Genomic DNA, 10369 nt, shown 5'->3' on the forward strand with positions numbered 1-10369 from the left:
GCTGCCGGACGTCGAGCATTCCCATGTGGGGCGCAGCCATGGGCATTGACGCCTGAAAACATCGCGGGACAAGCCCGCTCGCCACAACGATCTATCCCACAGGATTGGGTCCAACCAGCAATGTTGCGGTTGAGCAGGGCCTGCGATGAGGCCGCCACAAGCCTGCGAAGAACGATCAGACCGCCATCGGCGCAGTCAGTGGCGCATGATGCTCGTAGCCTTCCAGCCAGAAATCGCTCGGCTCGATCTGCTCAAGCCACTCAGGCGCGTACACCCCGGTATCGGCAAACGCCGGTACACGGTCGCTGATCACGAACTTCGGCGCCGGCAGCGGCTCGCGCTTCATCTGCTCGTTGAGCATGTCCAGATGGTTCTCGTACACATGGGCATCGCCGATGAAGTAGGTGAACCAGCGCGGGGTGTAGCCGGTCAGGCGGCCGAACAGCGACAGCAACGCCGCGCCTTCGGTGAGGTTGAACGGCGTGCCAAGGCCCAGGTCGTTGGAGCGGATGTAGAGCGTCAGGGAGATTTCCTTGGTCTCGACATTGGGGTGGAACTGGTACAGCAGGTGGCACGGCGGCAGCGCCATCTCGTCGAGCTGAGCGCAGTTCCAGCCGTGGAACAGAATGCGCCGGCTGCCCGGATCATTGGCAATGGTGTCCAGGCACTGGCGCACCTGGTCGATGGCCTTGTACAGAATGACGAACGCCTGGCCGTCTTCTTCGTCCTGGGCAATCTGCCGGAAGCCGGCCTTTTCGGCCATTTCGATCGCAGCGGGGTTGTTCAGCGCGATGCGCTTGTACCCCGGCCACTGGCGCCACTGCACGCCGTAGATTTCGCCAAGGTCGTCATGGCCCTGGCGGAACGGGTTGGCCAGCCACTGGGCGTTCTCGTTGGCGTTCTGGTCCCAGACCTTGCAACCCAGGTCACGGAACTGCCCGGCGTTTCTCACACCCCGCAGAAACCCGACCATTTCGCCAATCGCCGACTTGAACGCCAGCTTGCGGGTGGTAACGGCAGGGAAGCCTTTTTGCAGGTCGAAACGCAGCATGGCACCCGGCAGGCTGATGGTGCGGATACCGGTGCGGTTTTCCTGCAGCGTGCCGTTTTCGATGACGTCACGGACCAGGTCTAGATACTGTTTCATGGCATTCCTGTAGCAAGCACGGCAGAGGGGTCGCCCCTGCCGTGGGAATCAAACGACGGCTTTGGCCGTGGGTTTACGGGTGTAGGCCAACCAGATCAGGAAGAGCCCGCCGACGATCATCGGCACGCAGAGCAACTGCCCCATGGTCAGCCAGCCGAACGCGATATAACCCAGCTGGGCATCGGGTACCCGCACGAATTCCACGATGAAGCGGAAAATGCCATAGAACAGCGCGAACATGCCGGATACGGCCATGGTCGGGCGCGGCTTGCGCGAGTACAGCCAGAGGATGGCGAATAATGCCACACCTTCGAGGGCGAACTGGTACAGCTGCGACGGGTGACGCGGCAGTTGCGCCGGGTCGCTGAAGGGTGGGAACACCATGGCCCATGGCACATCGGTGGCCTTGCCCCACAGCTCGGCGTTGATGAAGTTGCCGATACGCCCGGCGCCCAGGCCAATCGGCACCAAGGGCGCAACGAAGTCCATCAGTTCGAAGAACGACTTGTTGTTGCGCTTGCCGAACCACAGCGCTGCCAGCATGACGCCGATGAAACCGCCGTGGAACGACATGCCGCCCTTCCAGACCTCGAAGATCAGCGTCGGGTTAGCCAGGTACTGGTGCAAGTCGTAGAACAGCACATAGCCCAGGCGCCCGCCGACGATCACCCCCATCGACAGCCAGAACACCAGGTCGGAGAGTTTTTCGCGGCTCCAGGTGGGGTCGAAGCGCTTCAACCGGCGCGAGGCCAGCAGCCAGGCGCCGCCGATGCCGATCAGGTACATCAGGCCGTACCAGTGGATTTTCAGCGGCCCGAGGGCCACGGCCACGGGGTCGATCTGCGGGTAAGGCAGCATGGTTATTCCTCTTGGTTCAAATCAGAAAACTCAGGCCGACGCTGAACAACAGCGCGGCAAACAGACGCTTGAGCACCCGTGGCGACAGCTTGTGCGCCAGGCGCGCGCCAAAGCGTGCGAAAAACATGCTGGTCACGGCAATGCCGAGCAGCGCCGGCAAGTACACAAAGCCGAAGCTGTGCGGCGGCAATTGCGGCTCATGCCAGCCCAGCCAGATGAAGCCAAGGGCGCTGGCCACGGCAATCGGCAAGCCGCAGGCGGACGAGGTTGCCACCGCCTGCTGCATCGGCAGGCTGCGCCAGGTCAGAAACGGGACAGTGAGCGAGCCGCCACCAATGCCGAAAATCGCCGAAGCCCAACCGATGACACCACCGGCTGCGGCAAGCGCCGGCTTGCCAGGGATGCCGCGGCTGGCCTTGGGCTTGAGGTCCAGGGCCATTTGCGCGGAAACCAACAGGGCAAACACGCCGATGATTTTTTGCAGCAGCGGGCCCTGGATCAACGAGGCGGTCTTGGCCCCGACCAAGGCCCCGAGCAGGATACCCACGGTCATCCAGGCGAACACCGGCCATTGCACGGCACCTCTGCGCTGGTGTTCGCGTACAGCGTTGACCGAGGTGAAGACGATGGTTGCCAGCGAAGTGCCGACGGCCAGGTGGGTGAGCACCGAGGGCTCGAAGCCCTGCAAGGTGAAACTGAACACCAGCACCGGCACGATAATGATCCCACCGCCCACGCCGAATAGCCCGGCCAGTACGCCGGCGCAGGCACCCAACAGCAGGTAGAGTACGAATTCCATTCGTGGCCCCAGTGGAAAACAATGCGGCATGGTAACGGAAGCCGCGCCTGGGGCTCTAGTGAACTCTGTGTCAGCTGATGCCTGGCCGGGACAGTGGCTGAAAATCCAAGAGGCTAGTTATGTGCCTGATCGTATTCGCCTGGCGGCCGGGGACAGCCCGCCCGCTGATCGTCGCAGCCAACCGCGACGAGTTCTATGCCCGCCCCACCCAGGCGCTGGGCGCCTGGGAGGATGCGCCGGGGGTGTATGCCGGGCGCGACCTGGAGGCCGGCGGCACCTGGCTGGGCATCGGCCCGCAGGGGCGCTTTGCGGCGCTGACCAATATTCGCGACCCAGGGCAGCCGCTGGGGCTGCGTTCGCGGGGGGAGTTGGTGGCAGGTTTTCTGCAGGGTGAACGGGGTGTTGAGGCTTATCTGCAGCACGTGGCCAGCCGGGGCGGGGAGTATTCGGGTTTCAACCTGCTGGTCGGCGACGGCACGCAGTTGGGGTATCTGAATGCCCGCCAAGCACAGCCGCGCATGCTCGATGAAGGGGTGTATGGGTTGTCCAACGCTGAGCTGGATACGCCATGGCCGAAGCTGGTAAAAGCGCGGGCGGGGCTGCAACGGCTGGAGCAGCGGCCTGAACCGCAGCAGTTGCTGGCATTGCTGGCCGACGCGGCGCCGGCTGCCGACAGCGAGTTGCCACAGACGGGTGTGGGGCTGGCGACCGAGCAGTTGCTGTCGAGTGTTTTTATTGCCAGCCAGAGCTACGGGACTCGGGCGAGTACGGTGCTGATTGTGGATAACAACGGGCAGCGGCGCATGGTGGAGCGCAGCTTTGGGCCGTTTGGCGGGCGCCTGGGGGAGGTTGAGGTGTTGGCCTGAGCCATTGACGCTGGTTGGGCCGGCCTCTTCGCGGGGCAAGCCCGCTCCCACCAAGCCTGGTGTGGCCTTGTGGGAGCGGGCTTGCCCCGCGAGAGGCCAGCGCAGGCTTCAGAGGGTCTTGTTGGCCCCAGGCCCGATCATCCGCGCCAGCCCCAGGTTCTTCAGCGCCAGTTGCAGCGAGCTGTGGATAAGTTGCGGGTTGTCGTGGCTCAGGGCGTCGACCAGCAGCTCCTTCGCCTTGCTCATGTTCACCTGGCGCAACATCCACTTCACCTTCGGCAAGTTGGTGGCGTTCATCGACAGGCTGTCAAAGCCCATGGCCATCAGCAGGATCGCCGCAGCGGGGTCACCGGCCATTTCGCCGCAGATACTCACAGGCTTGCCCTCGCCGTGGGCATCGCGCACCACGTGGCTGAGCGCCTGCAGCACCGCCGGGTGCAGGTAGTCGTACAGGTCGGCGACACGCGGGTTGTTGCGGTCCACCGCCAGCAGGTACTGGGTCAGGTCGTTGGAGCCCACGGACAGGAAGTCCACCTGCCGCGCCAGCTCTTTGGTCTGGTACACCGCTGCCGGGATTTCCACCATCACGCCAACCGGCGGCATCGGCACGTCGGTGCCCTCGTCACGCACCTCGCCCCAGGCGCGGTGGATAAGGTGCAGCGCCTCTTCCAGCTCGTGAATGCCCGAGATCATCGGCAGCAGGATGCGCAGGTTGTTCAGCCCTTCGCTGGCCTTGAGCATGGCGCGGGTCTGCACCAGGAAGATTTCCGGGTGGTCGAGGGTGACGCGAATGCCGCGCCAGCCCAGAAACGGGTTTTCTTCCTTGATCGGGAAGTACGACAGGGCCTTGTCACCGCCAATGTCGAGGGTACGCATGGTCACCGGCAGCGGGTGGAACGCCTGCAACTGCTCGCGGTAGATCGCCAGCTGTTCCTTCTCGCTGGGGAAACGCTGGTTGATCATGAACGGCACTTCGGTGCGGTAAAGGCCCACACCCTCGGCGCCGCGCTGCTGGGCACGGGCAACATCGGCGAGCAGGCCGGTGTTGACCCACAGCGGCATGCGGTGGCCATCCGGGGTAATGCACGGCAGTTCGCGCAGCGCGTCCAGCCCCTGAGCCAGTTGGCGCTCTTCCTCGACCACTTCGCGGTACTGCTTGCGCAGCACATCGCCTGGGTTGGTGAACACTTCGCCCTTGTAGCCGTCAACGATCAGTTCGATGCCGTCGACCTTCGAATACGGCAGGTCGACCAGGCCCATGACCGTGGGGATGCCCATGGCCCGGGCCAGGATCGCAACGTGCGAGTTACCCGAACCGAGCACCGAAACCAGGCCTACCAGCTTGCCTTCTGGCACTTCGCCAAGCATCGCCGGGGTGAGCTCTTCGCTGACCAGAATGGTGTTGTCCTGGTACACCAGCGACTGCGAGCGGGCTTCTTGCAGATAGGCCAGCAGGCGCCGACCGAGGTCCTTGACGTCGGAGGCGCGCTCGCGCAGGTAATCGTCGTCCATCAGCTCGAAACGGCTGACGTGCTCGCCCACCACCTGGCGCAACGCACCCTGGGCCCACTGGCCGGTCTTGATCACGGCGACCACTTCGCCGCCCAGGGCTGCGTCTTCGAGCATCATCAGGTAGACGTCGAACAGCGCACGCTCTTCAGGGCGCAACTGCGTGGCCAGCTTGGCCGACAGCTTGCGCATGTCGGCGCGCACGCCTTCGAGGGCGTTGTTGAAAAGCTTGAGTTCGTTGTCGATGTCTTCGACGGTCTTGTCCGGCACCACTTCGAGGTCCGCCGGCGGCAGCATGACCACCGCCCGACCGACCGCAGCACCCGGCGAGCCAGGCACACCGACGAAGCGCGCTTCCTGGATACCCTTGCCCTGGCGGCCCAGGCCGCGAATGGAGCCGGTGGCCTCGGCGTGCGCGATAACCCCGGCAAGCTGGGCGCTCATGGTCACCAGGAAGGCTTCTTCGCCCTCATCGAACTGGCGGCGCTCCTTCTGCTGGATGACCAGTACCCCAACCACGCGGCGGTGGTGGATGATCGGCGCACCGAGGAACGACGCGTAGCGCTCTTCGCCGGTTTCGGCAAAGTAGCGATATCGCGGGTGATCGGCGGCGTTTTCCAGGTTCAGCGGCTCTTCACGGGTACCCACCAGGCCCACCAGGCCCTCGTTGGGGGCCATGCTGACCTTGCCGATGGAGCGCTTGTTGAGGCCTTCGGAGGCCATCAGCACGAAGCGGTTGCTCTCAGGATCGAGCAGGTAGACCGAGCAGACCTGGCTGCCCATGGCTTCCTTGACGCGCAAGACAATGATACCCAACGCCGTCTTGAGATCTTTGGCGGAGTTCACTTCCTGGACGATCTTGCGCAGCGTATTGAGCATGGCTCGGGGTCGGACTCCGTGGTCAGTCGCGCGTCAACAGGCGCGGGGCTAGCTCTTTCAGGGCGCGACGGTAAACCTCGCGCTTGAATGTCACCACCTGGCCCAACGGATACCAGTAGCTGACCCAGCGCCAGCCGTCGAATTCCGGTTTGCCGGTGAGGTCCATGCGCACCCGTTGCTCGTTGCTAACCAGGCGCAGCAGGAACCACTTCTGTTTTTGGCCGATACACAACGGCTGGCTATGGGTACGCACCAGACGTTGGGGTAAACGATAACGCAACCAGCCACGGGTGCAGGCAAGTATTTCCACGTCCTGGCGTTCCAGGCCGACTTCTTCGTTCAGCTCGCGGTACAAGGCGTCTTCCGGCGTTTCGTCAGGGTTGATGCCACCCTGTGGAAACTGCCAGGCATCCTGGTTGATCCGGCGAGCCCATAGCACCTGCCCGGCATCATTCGTGAGAATGATCCCGACATTGGGGCGAAAACCATCCGGGTCGATCACGGCAGCAACCTCGCAAACGCATGTCGCCGCATTGTTCCACAAAGCCTGCGAGCGCAGCAACGCGCCCGCAAGCTTATGTGCAGCAAGGTGAAAACTCCGTATTCTGCGGGGCTTTCCCGGAAGCTTTTGCGAGAACTAGCGATGCGCCTGGCTTTATTCGACCTGGACAATACCCTCCTCGGCGGCGACAGCGACCACGCCTGGGGCGACTACCTGTGCGAACGGGGCATTCTTGACCCGATCGCCTACAAGGCGCGCAACGATGCCTTTTACCAGGACTACCTCAACGGCACCCTGGACCTGCAGGCCTACCTGGCCTTCTCCATGGAGATCCTCGCCGCCACCGAGCCTGCCCAGCTGGACCAGTGGCACGCCGAGTTCATGCGTGACTGCATCGAGCCGATCATGTTGCCCAAGGCCATGGCGCTACTGCAGCAGCACCGCAATGCCGGCGATCAGCTGGTGATCATCACCGCCACCAACCGCTTCGTCACCGCGCCCATCGCCCGGCGCCTGGGTGTGCAGGTGCTGCTGGCCACCGAATGCGAAATGCAGGGCGGCCGCTACACCGGGCGCAGTACCGATATACCGTGTTTCCGTGAAGGCAAGGTGACGCGCCTGGCGCGATGGATGCTGGAGAACGGCTTTACGCTTGAAGACAGCTACTTCTATAGCGACTCGATGAACGACCTGCCGCTGCTGGAGCAGGTCACCCACGCGGTGGCCGTCGACCCCGACCCGAACCTGCAGGCCGAAGCCGAAAAACGCGGCTGGCCGGTGATTTCGCTCAGGGACTGAGCGCAGCGTGCGGCTAGACCGGCTTGGCGCCCATCAGCCCAGCAATCGACAGGAAGCACACGCCGCAGAACAGCGCCAGCGCGAGGGTCAGGCGCAGCCCTGCACCCTCGCCCTTGCGCAGCCGGTTCAGGCGCACCAGCAGCCACCACACGGCCAGCGCGCCGACGGTGTAGATGACGCTTGAGGCCAATACCCAGGTTTGCCCCAGCGGCCAGCCGACCAGGTGCACCAGCCACCAGCCGGTGAACGGCATGCTCACCAGGCACACCCCCATCAGCAGCCAGACGAACAGCAGCGGGCGGCGCAACAGCTTGGCGTAGGCCTCGGCATCGCCCTGGCGGCGGGCACGCAGGGTCCAGACGGCCAGGCCCAGGGCGCTGAGCAACAACAGCGCGGTGGCGAGGACATGCAGGGTCTTGAGGGTGGTCAGGTGTTCCATCGCAGAATGTCCTTGATATGGGCCAGTACGCGTGTGCTGCATCGCGGGGCAAGCCCGCTCCCACAAGATGCATGAAAGCGCTTTTGTGGGAGCGGGCTTGCCCCGCGATGGCGTCGTCAGCCCAAGAATAGCCGGTAAGCCGGGTTCTCGGTTTCATCCCAATACGGGTAGCCAATCTTGGCCAATGCCTCCGGCACCAGGTGGCGTTCTTCTTCGGGCACCTGCAAGCCTGCCACTACGCGGCCATCCGCCGCGCCATGGTTGCGGTAATGGAACATCGAGATGTTCCAGCGCCCGCCCAGCTTGTTGAGGAAGTTGAACAGTGCACCGGGCCGCTCGGGGAATTCGAAGCGCAGCACGATTTCGTCATGGGCCCGCGCCGAATGGCCGCCGACCATATGGCGGATGTGCAGCTTGGCCAGCTCGTTGTCGGTCAGGTCGACCACCGGGAAGCCTTGCTCGGTCAAATGCTGTACCAGCATGGCCCGTGGGTCGGTTTCCGGGTGAGTCTGCACACCGACGAAGATGTGCGCCTCGTCAGAGGTGTGCTTGCGGTAGTTGAATTCGGTGATCTGGCGCTTGCCGATGGCCTCGCAGAAGGCCTTGAAGCTGCCCGGGCGCTCGGGGATGGTCACGGCGATGATGGCTTCACGCTTTTCGCCCAGTTCGGCACGCTCGGCGACATGGCGCAGGCGGTCGAAGTTGACGTTGGCGCCAGAATCGATGGCCACCAGGGTCTGGCCGGTGACGCCTTTGAGCTCGACGTACTTCTTGATGCCCGCCACGCCCAATGCGCCGGCAGGTTCGGTGATCGAGCGGGTATCGTCGTAGATATCCTTGATAGCTGCGCAGATTTCGTCGGTGCTGACAGTGATCACTTCGTCGACATGGTGGCGGCAGATATCGAAGGTATGCTGGCCGATCTGCGCCACTGCCACGCCATCGGCAAACAGCCCGACCTGCGGCAGCACCACACGCTCGCCTGCTGCCATGGCAGCTTGCAGGCAGTTGGAGTCGTCGGGCTCGACGCCGATGACCTTGATTTCCGGGCGCAGGTACTTGACGTAGGCGGCAATGCCGGCAATCAGCCCGCCACCGCCCACCGGCACGAAGATCGCGTCCAGGCGGCCTGGGTGCTGGCGCAAGATCTCCATGGCCACGGTGCCTTGGCCGGCAATGGTGTGCGGGTCATCGTAGGGGTGGATATAGACGAAGCCTTTTTCATCGACCAGTTTCAGCGAGTACGCCAGCGCCTCGGGGAACGAGTCGCCGTGCAGTACAACCTTGCCGCCGCGCGAACGCACGCCTTCAATCTTGATTTCCGGGGTGGTCTTGGGCATCACGATGGTGGCTTTGATGCCAAGCTCGCGCGCCGCCAAGGCCAGGCCTTGCGCATGGTTGCCGGCGGATGCGGTCACCACGCCCCGCGCCAGCTCTTCGGCGGTCAGTTGCGCCAGCTTGTTGTAGGCCCCGCGGATCTTGAACGAGAACACTGGCTGCAGGTCCTCGCGCTTTAGCAGCACGCTGTTGCCCAGGCGCTTGCTCAATTGCCCGGCGCTGTGCAGCGGGGTTTCGACGGCTACGTCGTAGACGCGCGAGGTGAGGATCTTCTTGACGTACTGTTCGAGCATCGGGAAAGCATCACTGGGCCGCGGGACAAGGGCTGCGAGTCTACCGCAGCGCCACGTCGGGCGACCACAGCAAAGCCGTGCGAGCCGTTATACTAGGCAACTTTGAAACCCGCCCTGCCCCTTCCCGGAGCCCGCATGACCCAGGATCAACTCAAACAGGCCGTCGCCCAGGCCGCTGTCGACCTCATCCTCCCAAAGCTGGATGAAAAAAGCGTCGTAGGCGTTGGCACCGGTTCTACCGCCAACTTCTTCATCGACGCCCTGGCGCAGCACAAGAACGCCTTCGACGGCGCCGTCGCCAGCTCCGAGGCCACTGCACAGCGCCTGAAGGGCCATGGCATTGCGGTGTATGAGCTGAACAGCGTCAGTGAGCTTGAGTTCTATGTCGATGGCGCCGACGAGAGCGACGCGCACCTGAACCTGATCAAAGGCGGTGGCGCGGCCCTGACCCGCGAGAAAATCGTCGCGGCCGTGGCCAAGACGTTCATCTGCATCGCCGATGGCAGCAAGCTGGTACCGGTGCTGGGCGCCTTCCCGCTGCCGGTCGAGGTCATCCCCATGGCCCGCAGCCACGTGGCGCGCCAGCTGGTCAAGCTGGGCGGCGACCCGGTTTACCGCGAGGGTGTGGTGACCGACAACGGCAACGTGATCCTGGATGTCTACAACCTGCAGATCACCAACCCGGTCGAGCTGGAAACCCAGATCAACGCCATCGTTGGCGTGGTAACCAATGGCCTGTTCGCCGCTCGCCCGGCTGATGTGCTGTTGCTGGGTACTGCTGAAGGCGTGAAGACCCTCAAGGCCGAGTGAGGCCTTTGCAGGTGAACCGGCCAGCCTGCATTGGCCTCATCGCAGGCTGGAGAGCTCCTTTGTGGCGAGCGGGCTTGTCCCGCGTTGGGCTGCGCAGCAGCCCCTGGGGTTTCAGGGCTGCTGCGCAGCCC

General features: G+C 63.7%; 10 protein-coding genes. 3 read left to right on the top strand and 7 right to left on the bottom strand.

The genetic code is table 11. The features are described 5' to 3' along the window. Nucleotides 1-175: 175 nt before the first annotated feature. The 3 genes from HU720_RS22985 to HU720_RS22995 are packed head-to-tail and all read right to left on the bottom strand — an operon-like array spanning nt 176 to nt 2804. Entirely contained in the window at nt 176-1147 is a 972-nt protein-coding gene (locus HU720_RS22985) for a thymidylate synthase (protein WP_186523268.1), read from the bottom strand. A 48-nt stretch (nt 1148-1195) separates the two neighbouring features. Continuing rightward, entirely contained in the window at nt 1196-2005 is an 810-nt protein-coding gene (gene lgt / locus HU720_RS22990; RefSeq protein ID WP_186523269.1) for a prolipoprotein diacylglyceryl transferase, read from the bottom strand. A 16-nt stretch (nt 2006-2021) separates the two neighbouring features. Then, complete coding sequence (locus HU720_RS22995; RefSeq protein WP_186523271.1) at nt 2022-2804, bottom strand: sulfite exporter TauE/SafE family protein; 783 nt, start codon at nt 2802-2804, stop codon at nt 2022-2024. Between the two features lie 119 nt (nt 2805-2923). Here HU720_RS22995 and HU720_RS23000 point away from each other — a divergent pair, with 119 nt between their 5' ends. Then, nucleotides 2924-3670, top strand: coding sequence for an NRDE family protein (locus tag HU720_RS23000; protein WP_186523273.1), 747 nt, complete (start codon nt 2924-2926; stop codon nt 3668-3670). 108 nt (nt 3671-3778) lie between these two features. On the opposite strand, the gene ptsP is transcribed toward HU720_RS23000, so the two are convergent. Further along, a complete protein-coding gene (gene ptsP, locus HU720_RS23005; RefSeq protein WP_186523274.1) occupies nt 3779-6058 on the bottom strand; it encodes a phosphoenolpyruvate--protein phosphotransferase in 2280 nt (759 codons plus the stop codon). A gap of 22 nt (nt 6059-6080) precedes the next feature. Next, nucleotides 6081-6560 (bottom strand): RNA pyrophosphohydrolase, encoded by a 480-nt coding sequence (locus tag HU720_RS23010; protein WP_028688498.1) that lies wholly within the window; start codon nt 6558-6560, stop codon nt 6081-6083. A 141-nt stretch (nt 6561-6701) separates the two neighbouring features. Here HU720_RS23010 and HU720_RS23015 point away from each other — a divergent pair, with 141 nt between their 5' ends. Next, complete coding sequence (locus HU720_RS23015) at nt 6702-7358, top strand: HAD family hydrolase (protein ID WP_186523276.1); 657 nt, start codon at nt 6702-6704, stop codon at nt 7356-7358. 13 nt (nt 7359-7371) lie between these two features. Here HU720_RS23015 and HU720_RS23020 read toward each other — a convergent pair whose 3' ends face one another. Then, a complete protein-coding gene (locus HU720_RS23020; RefSeq protein ID WP_186523278.1) occupies nt 7372-7797 on the bottom strand; it encodes a DUF2269 family protein in 426 nt (141 codons plus the stop codon). 116 nt (nt 7798-7913) lie between these two features. Continuing rightward, complete coding sequence (gene ilvA / locus HU720_RS23025; RefSeq protein ID WP_186523280.1) at nt 7914-9428, bottom strand: threonine ammonia-lyase, biosynthetic; 1515 nt, start codon at nt 9426-9428, stop codon at nt 7914-7916. Nucleotides 9429-9563: 135 nt separating this feature from the next. On the opposite strand from ilvA, the gene rpiA reads away from it, so the two are divergent. After that, nucleotides 9564-10238 carry a ribose-5-phosphate isomerase RpiA gene (gene rpiA, locus HU720_RS23030; protein ID WP_186523282.1) on the top strand — a complete coding sequence of 225 codons (675 nt, stop codon included), beginning with the start codon at nt 9564-9566 and terminating at the stop codon, nt 10236-10238. Nucleotides 10239-10369: the final 131 nt, after the last annotated feature.

The organism is Pseudomonas sp. SWRI51 (genome assembly GCF_014268825.1).
GTDB classification, from domain to species: domain Bacteria; phylum Pseudomonadota; class Gammaproteobacteria; order Pseudomonadales; family Pseudomonadaceae; genus Aquipseudomonas; species Aquipseudomonas farsensis.

Coding starts and splice junctions, on each gene's coding strand:
- rpiA (WP_186523282.1), top strand. CDS start 9,564: ATGACCCAGGATCAACTCAAACAGGCCGTCGCCCAGGCCGCTGTCGAC.
- HU720_RS23000 (WP_186523273.1), top strand. CDS start 2,924: ATGTGCCTGATCGTATTCGCCTGGCGGCCGGGGACAGCCCGCCCGCTG.
- HU720_RS23015 (WP_186523276.1), top strand. CDS start 6,702: ATGCGCCTGGCTTTATTCGACCTGGACAATACCCTCCTCGGCGGCGAC.
- ilvA (WP_186523280.1), bottom strand. CDS start 9,428: ATGCTCGAACAGTACGTCAAGAAGATCCTCACCTCGCGCGTCTACGAC.
- HU720_RS23020 (WP_186523278.1), bottom strand. CDS start 7,797: ATGGAACACCTGACCACCCTCAAGACCCTGCATGTCCTCGCCACCGCG.
- ptsP (WP_186523274.1), bottom strand. CDS start 6,058: ATGCTCAATACGCTGCGCAAGATCGTCCAGGAAGTGAACTCCGCCAAA.
- lgt (WP_186523269.1), bottom strand. CDS start 2,005: ATGCTGCCTTACCCGCAGATCGACCCCGTGGCCGTGGCCCTCGGGCCG.
- HU720_RS22985 (WP_186523268.1), bottom strand. CDS start 1,147: ATGAAACAGTATCTAGACCTGGTCCGTGACGTCATCGAAAACGGCACG.
- HU720_RS22995 (WP_186523271.1), bottom strand. CDS start 2,804: ATGGAATTCGTACTCTACCTGCTGTTGGGTGCCTGCGCCGGCGTACTG.